The 14,385-nt window shown below is 58.9% G+C and carries 11 protein-coding genes; 3 read left to right on the top strand and 8 right to left on the bottom strand.

Going from position 1 to position 14,385, the window contains the following annotated elements:
- Window positions 1-18 precede the first annotated feature (18 nt).
- The 3 genes from AC2D9V_RS01970 (at window position 19) to AC2D9V_RS01980 (ending at window position 3,412) form a co-directional block, all read left to right on the top strand.
- Entirely contained in the window at window positions 19-1,464 is a 1,446-nt protein-coding gene (locus AC2D9V_RS01970; RefSeq protein ID WP_484712354.1) for an O-antigen ligase family protein, read from the top strand.
- Between the two features lie 88 nt (window positions 1,465-1,552).
- Window positions 1,553-2,341 (top strand): glycosyltransferase family 25 protein, encoded by a 789-nt coding sequence (locus AC2D9V_RS01975; RefSeq protein WP_484712355.1) that lies wholly within the window; start codon window positions 1,553-1,555, stop codon window positions 2,339-2,341.
- 318 nt (window positions 2,342-2,659) lie between these two features.
- Window positions 2,660-3,412: a glycosyltransferase gene (locus tag AC2D9V_RS01980; protein WP_484712356.1), complete on the top strand. Its 753-nt coding sequence runs from the start codon at window positions 2,660-2,662 to the stop codon at window positions 3,410-3,412.
- Between the two features lie 36 nt (window positions 3,413-3,448).
- Here the strand turns inward: AC2D9V_RS01980 and AC2D9V_RS01985 are convergent, their stop codons facing one another.
- From AC2D9V_RS01985 to AC2D9V_RS02020, 8 genes are all read right to left on the bottom strand, one after another.
- Window positions 3,449-4,363, bottom strand: a complete 915-nt coding sequence (locus tag AC2D9V_RS01985; RefSeq protein ID WP_484712357.1) for a glycosyltransferase family 2 protein — start codon at window positions 4,361-4,363, stop codon at window positions 3,449-3,451.
- A 26-nt stretch (window positions 4,364-4,389) separates the two neighbouring features.
- Entirely contained in the window at window positions 4,390-5,574 is a 1,185-nt protein-coding gene (locus tag AC2D9V_RS01990) for a polysaccharide pyruvyl transferase family protein (RefSeq protein ID WP_484712358.1), read from the bottom strand.
- Between the two features lie 30 nt (window positions 5,575-5,604).
- The gene (locus AC2D9V_RS01995; protein ID WP_484712359.1) at window positions 5,605-6,834 is read right to left on the bottom strand and encodes a Coenzyme F420 hydrogenase/dehydrogenase, beta subunit C-terminal domain; all 1,230 of its coding nucleotides are present in this window, start codon (window positions 6,832-6,834) and stop codon (window positions 5,605-5,607) included.
- Window positions 6,835-6,877: 43 nt separating this feature from the next.
- A complete protein-coding gene (locus tag AC2D9V_RS02000) occupies window positions 6,878-7,834 on the bottom strand; it encodes a glycosyltransferase family 2 protein (protein WP_484712360.1) in 957 nt (318 codons plus the stop codon).
- Window positions 7,835-7,984: 150 nt separating this feature from the next.
- On the bottom strand, window positions 7,985-9,769 hold the full coding sequence (locus tag AC2D9V_RS02005) for an ABC transporter ATP-binding protein (protein WP_484712361.1): 1,785 nt from the start codon (window positions 9,767-9,769) through the stop codon (window positions 7,985-7,987).
- A gap of 100 nt (window positions 9,770-9,869) precedes the next feature.
- Window positions 9,870-11,477, bottom strand: coding sequence for a right-handed parallel beta-helix repeat-containing protein (locus tag AC2D9V_RS02010; protein ID WP_484712362.1), 1,608 nt, complete (start codon window positions 11,475-11,477; stop codon window positions 9,870-9,872).
- A gap of 396 nt (window positions 11,478-11,873) precedes the next feature.
- Window positions 11,874-12,779 carry a CpsD/CapB family tyrosine-protein kinase gene (locus AC2D9V_RS02015; protein WP_484712363.1) on the bottom strand — a complete coding sequence of 302 codons (906 nt, stop codon included), beginning with the start codon at window positions 12,777-12,779 and terminating at the stop codon, window positions 11,874-11,876.
- Between the two features lie 8 nt (window positions 12,780-12,787).
- Window positions 12,788-14,383: a GumC family protein gene (locus AC2D9V_RS02020; RefSeq protein ID WP_484712364.1), complete on the bottom strand. Its 1,596-nt coding sequence runs from the start codon at window positions 14,381-14,383 to the stop codon at window positions 12,788-12,790.
- Between the last annotated feature and the right edge of the window lie 2 nt (window positions 14,384-14,385).

Genomic DNA, 14,385 nt, shown 5'->3' on the forward strand with positions numbered 1-14,385 from the left:
ATCCTGTAGACTGCGCCCATGACGGCGGCCCAGTTAAACTTCCGCAGGACATTGTCGGCCCCAACCGGGGCCGCAGCGACCGGACTCGGTGGTGGTCGTTTGTCGCTGGCGGTGGCCCTGTTTTTTGCGCTGATTGCGCTGCCCATCCACTTCAATGTCGGGCCGGTATTCATGACCGGAACACGGGTGGTGTTGCTTGCCACCATTATCCCTCTGACCATCCGGCTTCTGACCGGACGGCTGGGGCGCATCCTGCCGACCGACGTCCTCTTGCTGACTTACGGGGTCTGGAGCGTGGTGACGCTGTCGATCAATTCTCCAGAGTATGCGGTCAGCTTTGGCGGATCCTATGTGCTGGAGGTTTTTGGCAGTTACATCCTGGCCCGAAACTATGTGCGCACCCCCGAACAGTTCCGCGCAATGTGTCGCGGCCTTTTTGCCGTGCTGATCTTCACGCTTCCGTTCGCGATCTACGAGACGCAGACCGGACGCGCGATGATCCCAACGCTGATCGCGAAACTTCCGGTGGTCTACAGCTGGGGCGATTTCAGCAATGTTCTGGCGGGCCGCCGCCTTGGACTTGAACGGTCACAGGTCATCTTCTCGCATCCAATCCATTACGGGCTTTTCTGTGCCAGCCTCTTCTCGCTTGCCATTGTGGCATTCAAGGACATCGTAAAGGATTGGCAGCGCTATCTGCTTGGTAGCCTGGTCGCTGTTGGCGTGATCTGTTCGGTCTCCAGCGGTGCCATCCTGCCCATGATGCTACAGGCCGGACTGATGATCTGGGCATGGTGGTTTAGAAGGATCCGGGCCCGCTGGGTGATACTCTGTGCCCTTATCGCAGTCTGCTACGTGATCGTCGACCTGCTTTCCAACCGCACACCGATTACCGTCTTTCTAAGCTATGCCGCCCTGTCCAAGGAAACGGCTTATATGCGGGTGCACATCTTCGAATGGGGCATGAACAACGTCTGGAAGAACCCGATCTTCGGAATTGGGATGAACGAGTGGGAGCGCCCGTCCTGGAAGTCGGCGAGCATGGACAATTTCTGGCTTCTGACCACCGTTCGATATGGCATTCCGGGTTTCCTGCTGCTTGCAACTGCATACGGACTGGCGGTCTGGGCGGCGATGAAGCGCGATTTCGGAGACGGCGGAATCGTCTGGCAATTCCGGCGTGCCTGGGTGTTCCTGCAAGTCGGGATGATCCTGACACTCTGTACCGTCGATGTCTGGTCGACCGCGCTTTCGTATGTCTTCTTTCTTTTTGGGGCCGGAATCTGGCTTCTTTCGATCCCGGCAGACGCGGTTTCGAGTGATGGCGGCCCAGAGATGACCACGGCGCCGGCGCCCGGTGCGGCACTTCAGTATACTCGCTTTGCAGGCTCGGGGCCAAAAAGGGCAAGGCCTGTCGTCCGGCCTACGAGACGCGATGTCACAGGACGTGACGGCAATCGGTGATCAAGTGCCAGGCGGCTCTGCCTTGCCCGCTCCGCGTCCTATCGCTATCGTCTCGGGAAATTCATGAAGTTTTTGGACTGAAGAGGCCATGAAGGCATATTGCATCAATCTGGACCGACGCCCGGACCGACTCGCTCACATGACGGCAGAGTTTGCAAAGGCTGGCATTCCGTTTGAACGCATCCCGGCAGTGGACGGACAAGACCCCGACGTTGCAGCGGCGGCGGCGCGGTTGCCAATGTCAAGACTGGGCATTCGCATCAGCGCCGGCACCTACGGCTGCCTACAAAGCCACCGGGAATTCTGGCGTCGCCTGGCAAGGAGCGATGAACGCTGGGGGATGGTCTTTGAAGACGATGTCGTCCTTGCCCGGAACATTTCGGCATACCTGAATGATGATTGGCTTCCGGCCGATGCCGATATCGTCAAACTGGAAACAGCGGAAATGCTGGTCCACATTTCCATGAAGAAACTGCCCGCTCCGGGCGAGCGTTCGCTAGCCAGATTGCATTCCTCGCATAGGGGGACCGGCTGCTACATCGTAGGCCGGGCGACGGCGGAACGGCTTTTGCGCCAGACCGAGAACGCGGCCGACGCTGTCGACACCCTCCTGTTCAGCACCTACCGGGACTTGTTTGAAAGGATGAATGTTTATCAGATGGTACCGGCTCCGGTCGTCCAGGGACAGTACAGCGCTACCCATCAGTCGAAAGGCTGGGCGGAAACATCCCTTGCCGAACGGTTCGACGGAAGGTTCTTCGCGAGCGGAGTTCCGAAGGAGCCCTGGATACGCAAGTTGCGAAAGCGTTTCCCCGTCAGGCAGACGGTTCGCGGCCTCTTTCAAGGAACCCGCTTTCAATATGTACCCCACGGCTAGCCGACCCGGCGTAGCTTGGTATGGTGACGTTGAACTGTGTCGGACGGTGCAGTTGCGACTTGAGCGGATCACCCTCTTGTCATCCGCTCGCCCTCCTCCGAAAACACAAAGGTCGAAAAGTGAGGTGATCTTGATGTTCCACGATGCGATATCGTTTGATGACCCATGCCTCGACAATTGCACCGGGCTGCGCACGGCGGGCCAGCGCCGGTCCGGATGCACAAGTCCGTCGTTTCCGGATGTCGACGTGACCCCGGCATCACGGGGCGCCGTGCCTTGGAACTAGACCTCGCCCGGCCCCGAATTAGCCTCGCGGTCGTGGCCGCCGTAAATGACGAGGCGACTCTGGCCCGCAACCTCCTTGCTTCCACGATCCTGCACTACGACAGCGTGTCATTCCACGGGTACCGTGGCTGTCGCTCGGCAGCCGAGGCCTACAACCGCGGCATCGACGAGACGGATGCCGACATCATCGTCTTTGCCCATCAGGACGTATACCTGCCGCAGCATTGGGAAAGCGCATTCTGGCGGGCCATTGACACACTTGAGCGCAAGGATCCGGATTGGGCCGTGATTGGCGTGATCGGTGTGGGTGCAGATGGCACCGTCGTGGGGCGCTCTTGGTCTTCCGGGTTGGGGCGTATGGTAGGCGACCCTCTGGCGGAGCCTGCCCCGGTCATCTGCGTGGATGAACTGCTGATCGTGCTGAAGCGGTCGAGCGGACTTCGGTTCGACGAGAACCTGCCCGGATTTCACCTCTATGGCAGCGATATCGTTCTGACGGCAAGGGCCGCAAGGCTTGGGGCCTATGTCGCGGACCTTCCGGTCATTCACAACAGCAAGCCGGTCAGGGGCCTTGGTGGCGCCTATGCCAGAGCCTATCGCTTCATGTGCAGGAAATGGGCCTCGATCCTGCCCGTGCCGACGTTGATCGTTCCTTTGGCGCGGGGGCCCTGGAAGCTGTGGAGGGTGCAGTTCAGGCTTGCGCGTTCTAGCGGTGCGCGGCTCGCCCGTTCTGTTGACCCAGGTTCGGATCCGAGGGCACTGGCGCGCGCTGCGGGGCTTGAATGACTTGCTGACGCTTGCGCTGCATCTTGTATTTGCCGGCTATTGATACCCTGCCAGCCAGTCCCTGCGCTGGTCCCAGATCGTCTTCCAGTATGCGTGACGTTCGACGTCCTTACTGCCGCCCGGGATGGCGAGACACCGCGAAAAGCACACACGCAGCGCTGCCCAAAGCCACATCATCCCTATCCCGAATGGGACCTGCCAAGCCGTCCAATGGTCGCGGATCAGGGTGACGCGTGCCTTGGTGACAAGTAGCCTTTTTGTAGCCCTTGAGGTCGAAGCTGCACCCACCAGATGCATGATCTGGGCGTTGGGCGTAATCATCGGGCGGCACCCCAGACGGCGCGCGCGCAGGCAGAGGTCTGCTTCTTCGCCATACATGAAGTAGCGGAGGTCGAAACCGCCCAGACGTTCCCAGACTTCGCGGCGGACAAGGAAGAAGCACCCCACAACGATATCAACCTCGCGCACCGTATCGCGCTGCCAGCTCCCGATGGCCTCAGGGTCGAACAAAGCCGTGCGAGGAAAGGCGGCAGTCAGGCCGAACGCGCTGCAGAACACACTCCAAGGCGAAATCCGGTTCCAGCAGGAGGCTATGTTCAGCTTTCCATCCGGAAAGACCGTGCGCCCGCCATAGATACCCGCTTGCGGATGGGATGCGGCAAACGCCATCAGATTGTCGAGCGCACCCTCGTGACACTCCGTATCTGGGTTCAACAGCAGCAGCCACTCCGTGGAAGCTGACTGTGCCACAAGATTGTTGGCCCGGGCAAAGCCCAGATTCTCTGTTGAACGGATAAGCTCTACCTGCGGGAAGGCGTCTTCGACTGCCGTGGCCGAGCCGTCAGTCGACGCATTGTCGAGAACCACGGTCCGGAACGCGGTCTTGCGGGTGGTGGAATAGAGCGTGCGCAGGGCCGCAAGCGTGAGGTCACGCGTGTTGTAGCTTACCATGATCACGGTGAGATCATGCCGCGCGGTCACTGAGGTACCCGTGCGATCACTTGCTTAAGGGCGTCTTCATAGATGCCAAGTCTTGCCAGTCCCCGGCGGGTCGCTTCCTTTGCCGCGACAGAAAGCCGGGCGCGGTCTTCGAATGAGGCCATGATCCTTTCGGCAATCACGTCGTTGCCTTCGGTCTGGCAGTCGACTGTGTAAGGGTAGCCCAGTCCGCCGAACAGACCGGTGAATTTGCGGCTGTAGGCCATAGGGACGACTGCCACGCCAGAAGACAGCGCTGCGATGCAGGCATGCATCCGTGCGCCGATGAAGAAGTCGAACCCGGAAATGCAGCTTTTTGCTTCCGAGGGCGAGGCAAAGGCTGGCGCAAGTCGCAGTGCGGGAAACTCGGCTTGCAGCGCGGCAGATGCGCGATAATCGTCTTCGACAGCCAGTGAACCACCATGGACAATAACATGTGGTACCAGATGCACTTCGCAGTTCGCGGGATGGGCAAGAAACCGCTGAATGAGATCTCGCACAAGGGCGGGATAATCCGTCTGGAGCCCGAATTCGTTGCGACCCGAATAGCCTTTGTTCATCAACAAGCCAGAAACGTTGAAACCAATGCGGATTGGTCCTTCGGGGTCGCGCGCCACAGGTGGATCATAGGGCAGGCGCAGCGCCACGTCCGAAGCTTCGATCAAGGCCCCCGTGAACCCCAAATCTCGGGCAGCCGCGGCGGAAATATGATCTCGCGTTGAGACCACCGCTGAAAGCTGCATCGTCATCCGCGCGAGGATTCGGGAGAGCCGCCGGGTGAAGGGGCCGACCGTCTGAGGAGCCATGACCAGCGGGCTGCGAACAAAGTGGGTCAGGAACTTAAGGATGAACATCCGGGTGAGGCGCCGGGAGCCGTAGATGTCCGCGAAGCTATCGCCTGCCCCGATGTCGATGACCAGATCCGATCCCCTTGCAATTGCAAGATAACCGAAGGGGTTGAGCATCGTCTTGCCGTCCAGGTCCACGATCCGGATATCCGGGCCGGAGACATAAGGCGGCCGCTTGTCTTTCCAATCCATCACCGTGATGGCGATGTCACGGCCGATGTCCCGGCCAATGTCTCGCAGGATCGCGACTTCCGAAGCGGTCAGGGCGCCGACACCCATGTTGTCCGAACGGGTCGAGTGCATGATCAGACAGACACGGATCGGACGGGCGGACATGGATGCTCCTTCGGGTCTGATCGCCCCCCGTCAGCGCCGGGGAAGCAGCACCCGCCGGAGGGTGCCAAGAAAGTTCTTCACATTTCGCCGTATCGGATTTTGCATCGCCGCCGATACGATCTGCAAGCCCTCGTAGCGCGGAACCGGGCGACCCGCCAGACGAAGCGCCAGCAGCCGGGCAAGCAGCGCCCGCCGACGCTCTCTCTGTCCGGGCTGGATGGCGGCGAGGCTTGCCACATCGAAGGTCGCTGTCTGAATCCGGCCCGAGGTCCTTGCCTGGTCGACGAGGTGCTGCCCGAGGGGCGTGCGCGCGACGATCAGGCTCACACCCGGCTTGTCCTCGAAACTTGGAAAGCCCTGGGCATCGGCCTCCCAGGCATCGGCGCAAACGATGTCCGCGGCTGCTCCGGCGCCGTCGGCACATATCTTGCATCGGTTCTGGACATGCTTTGAAAGGATGCCGCCCCAACTGTCATGGTAAGTCATCGAGTGGGTGGAGCCGTCTTTCAGAACCGCGGTCGCACGACCTGGCCAGCCGTTTCCGCGATAGCGGAAGCTGGCGACCTCGCCCTCGGTCACTCCGAGGGAAGCAAGAACCGCTTGAGCGCCGGCCTGGGACGGCACACCTGCGCAGAAGAAGGACAGGATGACCGGGAAGGCCGCTGCCGCCACTTCATCTTCCTCTACCAGCGCCCGCAGCGCCACCGCATCGCAGGGCTTGCCGACAAGTGCAAAGCGGCGCCTGGTGGCAAGATGGTCTGCCAGAAGGGCCGAAAGCCCCGCCAAGGGAGCGGAGGCAGCATAACGCGAGCCAGCGGCCGCCATGATCTCTGCGGGCGTGCTGCTTACCACCGTCCGATTGGCAACCGGAGTCTTCGGATCGGCAGCGATCTGGACGACGCCATCGACAAATCCGCTTTCCAGAAGGTGCGCGGCCAAGGCCGAAAGCGCGCCGCCCGAAGCTCCGGCAAAGCGGAGGTCCGGATCTGTGGCCCAGCCCGTCACCATTTCGACATAGGGCCCCCAAAGAACATCATCCTTGCGCCCGGCTGCCTTCAGTCGCTGGCCGAGGCCGGGGCAGATGCGGGCGATGCTGGCATCTTCCTCGGGCGTGAGCGTGGCAAGCTCGACCGGGCGCAGGAAACCGGGTGGAGCGAACTCCATCGCGACCTTGCCGGGCAGAAGTCCCGCGCAGGCGCCGCAGCCGGCGCAGAGATTTCCCTGTGCTACGACAAGAAATGAGTGGCATTGCCGAGACATCCAAGCGTTTCCGTCAATCAATCCTGGGCGAACTCCGTATCTGCTAGATCGTGCGATCAAGCCGGCGACGTTGACGCAGCAACATGCCATAGGCGGAACGGCCGAGAATCCCGACCGCTGCAGCTTTGCCCCACCCGATCAGGGCGGATGGGTGGCGCCGTGCGGATTTTCGCAGCATCTCCTGCTCGGCGGATCGATCCCCCTCTGACAGGACCCGGGCCATTCTGAAATAGGCTCCGGACAGCTTGCGATCGATCATTGCGGCTTGGGCGGCGTTCAAGTGTCGCGGCAGCAGTTTTTCCAGGATCCGGATCTGCATCTCGCAACTGTATCGCGCGTTCTTTCGGTGCAGTTGGGAGATCGCGTCCCGATCGCCTTCCATCCGCTGTATGTGGGCCATGAGATCGCCCGTCACAAGAAACGGCCCTTCCAGGGCAAGCTGGCAGAAGAAAGCCGTGTCCGAGAGCATGCGCATACCTGTATCGAAGCCGCCCAGCCGCTGGAACACGTCGGCACGGACCGCTGCGCCCTGCAATGTCATTCCCGACACGACAAGGGCCAAGGGATCAGCGACGCGGATCGCTTGGGACTTTGCAAAGCTGAGGCCCTTTATGCCGAACAGGCCTTCGGAATAGCCGCTGCCCGTGTAGACCACATCTCCGATATGAGCCACTATGTCTGCCGCTGCTTCGCGCAAGTCCCGTTCGACGATCGCAAGGTGGTCCGGCGTCCAGAGATCGTCGCTGTCCTGAAACGTGAGCCATTTGCCCTTCGCCTTGCTCGCTCCGAGATTACGTGCGGCAGCGACCCCGGCGTTGGGTTGCCTCAAGAGCACGATCCGCGACATGACCGTCGCAAGAGCCGTGTCGAGATCATCGGTCGAACCGTCATCCACCACGATGACTTCATCCGGCGGCCGCGACTGATCTAGGACAGACTGAAGGGCCGCGAGAATCGAATGGGCGCGGTTGAAGACCGGAATGATGACTGAGAAACTCATGCTTGAAATCCCTTAAGACACTATCGCGCCGAGCTCACGCCCAAGGCTATGGACACTGGCTGGCGGAAACCGCATTTCGGGCAGATCGCCGGAAAACGCCTTCAGAGGTGCTTGATCCGGGCGCGAAACAAACACCTACGCCTCGCTATTCTACGATGCCATGCGCCGAAAAACCTCGCTGCGCGTGATCAGTTCATCAAAATTGCCTTGTGCAGCCAGTCTGCCGTTCTCGATCAGGAAGATCGTGTCGCAGGCACGCACCGTCGTCAGGCGATGCGCGATCATGATTATCGTCTTCGCATGTGCAAGGTTCGCTACGGCATCCATCACAGCCCGCTCGGTAAGGTTATCAAGTGCGCTTGTCGCCTCGTCCATGATCAGCACCGTGGGGTCGTGATACAAAGCCCGCGCTATGCCGATGCGCTGACGCTGCCCTCCCGAAAGACGGACGCCGCGTTCCCCAACTTCGGTGTCGTATCCCCGCGGAAGGTCGTTCATGACGAACTCATGCAACTCAGCCAGCCGAGCAGCCCGCTCGATCGCCGCGACGTCGCGGGCCTCAGGCGGCATGCCAAAAGCAATGTTCGCTGCCACGCTATCATCGGCAAGGAATATCTGCTGGGGGACGTAGCCGATGGTATCCTGCCATGCCCGCATGTTGTCGGGTCCGAGCGGCACCCCATCCACCATGATACGTCCTTCGTCGGGGGCAAGAAGCCCCAGGATCAGGTCTACTGCGGTGGTCTTGCCTGCGCCTGTTCCCCCGACAATTCCCACTGTCGATCTTGCAGCCACCGAGAGCGACAAACCTTTCAGCGCAGACCGTCCGGATCCCGGATAGGCAAAATGGATTTCCTCAAGCACCAGTTCCTTCGTCAAGGGCAAGGACGCGAGGCTATTGGTGACGACAGGCAAAGCCTCCTCCATCAACTCCTCATGTAGCTTTGCCAATACGGGCGAACCAAAGCGCATTTGCGTAAGCGCGTGATAGATCTGCTGGATTGAGGGGAATATCCTGAGGACTGCGAAGCCGAAAACGCCTAAGGTTGGAAGCACATCTGCCAGCTTTGCATCCTGCAGAACAAGAAGGCCGAGAATGATCAGGACCAGTCCGCCGAAGGCGATCGCTTCGAGGAGGAAGCGGGGGAGTTCACCGATGATCTGACTTGTGGCTATGGAATTGACGTATTGGCGCGATGGGCCGTCGTATCGGCGAACGTATGAGCCCTCCAACCCCATGAGCTTCACATCCTTGATGCCGCCGAAGGCTTCCTGTGCCACTCGATATCGGCTTGTATTCGCACGCGCCTGTTGCTGTCCCATCCGGCCAAGGCTCCGCCGGACAAACAAGAAAATGAGGGCGTATGCTCCCCCAACTCCAATGGCGGCCGATAACGCAACCCACGGGCTGACGAGAATCAGCAAGCCCACAAGACAAAGAAGAGAAATCGAACTAGACAGAATCCTAAGAGCTGGCAGCAGCACGCTCGCGACAACCCGGTCGCATTCCGAAAGAATTGCTGCCCCCAGCCCTGCACTATTCCGCGGCAGGAACCACACATACGGGTGGGAGAGGTACTTCGCCAGCCGCTTCTGGCTGAGGCTGTGGTTGCGTGCGTTGGCGTAGCGAATGATCTGGTACTGTCCAAGCAGCTTCACCGCCATTCCGAAAAGGATGAACGCCAGCATCAATCCCCCAAGGACCAACAGGAATTCACGGTCTGAGGTGGCCCCGCTCTTTTCGTAGAGGAATGCCAGAACAGCATTCTCTCTCGCAACTTCGGGATTGGCGGCAAACGCCAAGAATGGCAGCACGGCCGCCACCCCGACAAGATCTATCAGCGCAATGAGGGTCACAAGAATCAACAGGCCGTAGAACTGGCGTCGCTCTGACCGATCAAGAAGGGAGAAGAGCTGACGATAGATTGTGAGCATTCCGTCGATCTTTCCCTGTACCTTGTCTTGGGGCGGTGCGCCGGCTCCAATCCCCGGAGGCGCTTAAGCGCTCAAACCCATTTTCATTCAAGAGAAAAGGTTATCGCGCTGCCAGCCTCACCCCGGCCATCCACCCTATCAATCTGGAAAGAACCGAAGCCGCGCGTTTTGAAACAGTACGAGCCCTATCACCTGGAGATGCCGGCCGTGAAGACACTTCGGCAACAGGAGGTTGCCTAGGCACGTTGACTTGTGCAGCCGGGACACTGGGAGACATCACAGGCACCGTTGGTGTCGGTTGCTCTACCTGGACTGGCCCTGTTGTTGGGGCTGGTTGAGCGACCTGCGCCGGCTCTGTGACTGGTGTCGGTTGCGCGACCTGCACGGGCTCATTCACTGGCTTTACACTTGACGACGGGGGCGTTGCACTACCTTCCTGTACTTCAATAGCTCCGCGATCGGGTAAAGAACCGCTTGGGCGCGCGTTGCCGAGCAAGTCTTTGGCAGGTGCAACGTCAGCATCACCACTATCGATAAACCCGCTTGTTGCTTTCGGCCTGTAGTCATGGACAAAAGGATTCTCGAAGACGACTGACGGCTTGCCGATGACCGAGTTGTTGCGGAAGAAGACACGGTTTGTCTCGCTTGCTCCTCCTCTTATACTCATCGCGACGTTGTTGGCGACGAGAGCATCAGTAGAAGGCACACCTTCCTTGGACGGGCTGACAAAGATGTACGGATGCGTCACGGTATGCCCCCTAGTATGTGCGACAGTATTGTTCAGAATCTGGACACCACTGACACCATAAATGGAGATTCCATGATATGCAGAGACTACTATCAGGTTGTTCTGGATAGTTATGTTTCTGTAGTTCCCGTTGAATAGGCCTACACCCTGAAGCGGGCAACGCAGACTATTCGCAAAATCACCGGTCCATTCAAGTACTGTATTGCTGTCCAATACGAGGTTCGACACGCCGGCCAAAAATTGAAAACCGTCGTCATGGTTACCATCCGTCTTGACACAATCCACGATACGGTTGCCCATTACGAGGCTGTTGCTGCCGGACCGCATCCCATCCCCGTTGAACCCGGAAACGCTGTTCCCGATAATCTGGGACCCGCCGGCGACCAGGATACCATGGTAGATTCCAGTCAGTATGCTATTTGTCACCCTTCCATTTGGGCCCTGCAGCAGAATTCCGCTGAACTTGCGTGCGTTCCATCTTTCCGCGGTCCAGTTCTTGTAGTCAGCAGCACCCTCTTCGCTTCTGATATCGAGGCCATCAACAGTGATATGTGAAGTACTGTCATAGGCCCGAACCAACCAGTTGGATCCCGTCGCCGGATCTCTTGGCCACACTGACAGGTTTCGCAAGGTCAGATTGCGCGTGTTTCCAGCCAGGAGGATGCTATCGAAGTGTGCCGACTTGGCATTCTGCGAGGCGATCTCTACCGGCGAGTCGAAGGCTGCGTTGGCCTTGATCGTGACTCTGCCATATGCTCCATCCTTCAGGAGCAGCGTGTCGCCTCCCTTTACCTTACCCGAAGAGAAGGCCGCGCCAAGAGACAGGAAGGGCAGGCTCTCTGATCCGTCAGACACCCCCCTGACTGTCGTACCGGGAGGAGCGACATAGTAGGTTTCACTATGCGCCGGGCCGTTGATGATTGCGACCAAACCAACCAGCAGGATGACGAGTCTGAGCATAACCTTACCTCATCGTTTTCGAACTGACACTGTATTGTTTCCGAGTTATCGACCAATTGTGGCGTTGCTGCGGTGAAGCAGTGGCGATCTGGGGTCTTTGGGCACTCCTCTACCAGATTTGCACGAAACAGGATCAAGCGCGATGTGTCGCGTACGGGTCAGGCAGAGAATCGCGAAACGTATCGAGCCACAGATCTGACGGCGACACCTCGGACCGGTTACGGTGGCAAGCCACACATCATTCACGTTCAAGGCTGCCCGGATGAGCCCAGAAAAGGCCGTTGCCGTAACTTCATGTGTTCAGGCCACCCGAAGGAAGAGCTAAATGCACAGGCAGACAGCGTTGGCGCCATTTTGCCGAGTGGGTCCCTGAATCTATTCAGCGTGGCCCAAGCCCTACGTTCCATAGTAGTCGTAGCCGAAATCCTTTTCCATGTACCGACATTTGTTCAGGATGACCCCAATGACATTGGTTTGTCCGGCAACCTCACGTTCGCAGCGATCGATCTCCTTGATCGTTGTCAGTTCGGCGGAGGCAAGAATAAGCGCTGCGTCCATGTGGCCCATGATAGCCATTGCATCGTCGCTTGCGAATACTGGCGGCAGATCGCAAATGATTACAGCCGGATCGTACTCTGCCTCTATCGCGTCAAGAGCCGCGCCCGTCGAAGGATTGTGCAACAGTTCCGCTGCGTTACGGACTGGCCCGGATTGAGTGGCGATTGCGAGGTTCGCGCCGTAGCGCACGGCATTTTCCGGCAAATGAGCAATGCCTTCAAGAACATGTGAAAACTGGTTCTTTGTGGTCAATCCCAACATTCGGGCAAGAGAAGGCCGGCGGAAGTCCATTTCCAGAAGAATCGTCCGAAGGCTGGGTTGTCGCCCCAGGGAGAAGGCGAGGTTGAGGGCCAATGTTGACTTTCCGCAACCCGGTCCGGGTGAAGTAATGGCCACCCTCTTCCAGCCGTTTGCGCGCATCACCTGCAGTAAGCGTGTGCGCATGACGTCGAAATGCACGGCTTCGGAACTGCCGATAAATGTTGCTACATGGTTCCGCGCCATGAGGGCCGGGGGCGGCGAGAAGGTAGGAATTGTCTGCCATCGCGAAGTCACGGCGATGGAAGCAGCTTCGTCCGGATAGGTTGTCAATATCCTTGATGCAACCCTGGTAGAGTGTTGCACGGTAGATCCTGATCCCGACACGACAGGTGCGGACGTTTGCTGTTGGGCCCCTTCACCTTGACTGCTCGAAGCAGTTCGATCTGCACGTGCCTTCGCAATGGCTGACTGGATCTTTTCCATCGTTGTCCTTACCCAACCAAGAAGCCAAGCTTCGAATCCAGAGCGGCAAGGCCAACCCGACTCAAGAGCTGATTTAACAACAGGTCAAGGGGACGATAGTAAGTGTCGATCGCCCAGAGACCGAGTGGAATTGCAACGATTACAATGGCGAAGACGAACAGAATGATTGCTCGACGATTACGCACCTGGCCTCGGGTGCGCATGAGCGGAATGGTGGCAAAGGGTGCTATGCCAAGCTTTGACGTCAGTTCCTGCGGCCGGCGTATGGCGGTGTTAAGCAACTCCATCAACAAGACAATTCCAAAGCCAAGCGCAACACCTGCACCGATACCCCCGGCAGCAATCAACGGCCGATTTGGACTCTCTGGCGCGCGCGGCGCAACGGCTTGTTCAATGATCGAGATTCGCTGCCCTTTTGCCAGTGCCTCGATCACATCGCCAGTCTCAGCCCGGGCAAGGTTTGCAACGGCGGAATCATACTGGGCTCTGGTGTTCGCATAGTTGCGCTCAAGCGTATCTATCCTGATCGCATTCCCGGGTGTTGCTTCGATCGTGATGAGCAGGGCCTCAAGCTCACTTCGGATCTGAGATCGCTGCGCTTCGATGAAGCTGAGTTGTCCGTCGATGTCTGCAAGTTGCAGGTCATAGACTGACAGTCCCGTATCTGCAGTGGACTGTCCTCCGGCGGCCAATTGCCCTGCAATCCTCTTTTCCAGCGTTTCTATTCGCGAGGCGAGCATCTTTACCCGAGGGTTCTCGGGCGACAGAACCGTCAGCATTTGCGCCATCTCGTCCTGAAGCTCAACGAGCTGACGCTGCTCGGGCGTTTGGTTTGCAGTCGAGCCCGCATCGACTTGACCTGTTTGTTCGTAGATCTGGACAAGTCGCGCACGTCGATCCTTGAGCAGCGCTTCTTCGCGATCCAGCTGCAGCAGACGCTCTTGCGCAGCCGATTGCTGGGATCGACGGAAATCCAGGCTGTCGGGCAACGCGTCTTTGTTTGCGTTCTTGAATGCAAGGATCTCGGCTGCTTGACGGGATAACTCCTGGTCCAGTCGCTCCACTTCCTGCGAGAAGAAGTCCAGTGTCTGGCCTGCCACTGATGTCCGCATGGCCACGTTCTCTTCGAGGATAAGGGTCACCACCTCATTAGTGACGGCGGCTGACAAGGCTGGGGTCGGTGCCGCAAAGCTGACGGAAACAAGGGTGGCTTGGGTGGGCCCCCGCGTGCTGCGCCCACCGGTTGTGACAATGCGGATGCGCTCTCGAAGATCGGCGACAATCTCATCCGGGGCCATGCGACTGGTCGAACCGGACTGGTCCCCGCCGTATATGTCCAACCGATTAGCCATTTCCAACAACCTATCCCGGCTCAGGATACGCTGCTGAATGATCTGTAACTGTTCAGTCGCTTCGGTCTGAACGGTGGAAGCCGCCAACTCATCAGGGATCTGCTCACTTTCGACGACAAGCTTCGCTTCGGCCCGGTAGACCGGCGGCAGCACACGGGCAAGGGTCAGCCCGACGACAGAGCAAGTCACGACCGCAAGCAGGAAATAAGGAAGGCGTCGAAGGAAGAGCGAAAAGTAGAACCGGAAATCCATCG

The organism is Tabrizicola sp. T46 (assembly GCF_057219895.1).

Coding starts and splice junctions, on each gene's coding strand:
- AC2D9V_RS01995 (WP_484712359.1), bottom strand. CDS start 6,834: ATGTCTCGGCAATGCCACTCATTTCTTGTCGTAGCACAGGGAAATCTC.
- AC2D9V_RS01970 (WP_484712354.1), top strand. CDS start 19: ATGACGGCGGCCCAGTTAAACTTCCGCAGGACATTGTCGGCCCCAACC.
- AC2D9V_RS02000 (WP_484712360.1), bottom strand. CDS start 7,834: ATGAGTTTCTCAGTCATCATTCCGGTCTTCAACCGCGCCCATTCGATT.
- AC2D9V_RS01985 (WP_484712357.1), bottom strand. CDS start 4,363: ATGGTAAGCTACAACACGCGTGACCTCACGCTTGCGGCCCTGCGCACG.
- AC2D9V_RS02005 (WP_484712361.1), bottom strand. CDS start 9,769: ATGCTCACAATCTATCGTCAGCTCTTCTCCCTTCTTGATCGGTCAGAG.
- AC2D9V_RS01975 (WP_484712355.1), top strand. CDS start 1,553: ATGAAGGCATATTGCATCAATCTGGACCGACGCCCGGACCGACTCGCT.
- AC2D9V_RS02015 (WP_484712363.1), bottom strand. CDS start 12,779: ATGGAAAAGATCCAGTCAGCCATTGCGAAGGCACGTGCAGATCGAACT.
- AC2D9V_RS01990 (WP_484712358.1), bottom strand. CDS start 5,574: ATGTCCGCCCGTCCGATCCGTGTCTGTCTGATCATGCACTCGACCCGT.
- AC2D9V_RS02010 (WP_484712362.1), bottom strand. CDS start 11,477: ATGCTCAGACTCGTCATCCTGCTGGTTGGTTTGGTCGCAATCATCAAC.
- AC2D9V_RS02020 (WP_484712364.1), bottom strand. CDS start 14,383: ATGGATTTCCGGTTCTACTTTTCGCTCTTCCTTCGACGCCTTCCTTAT.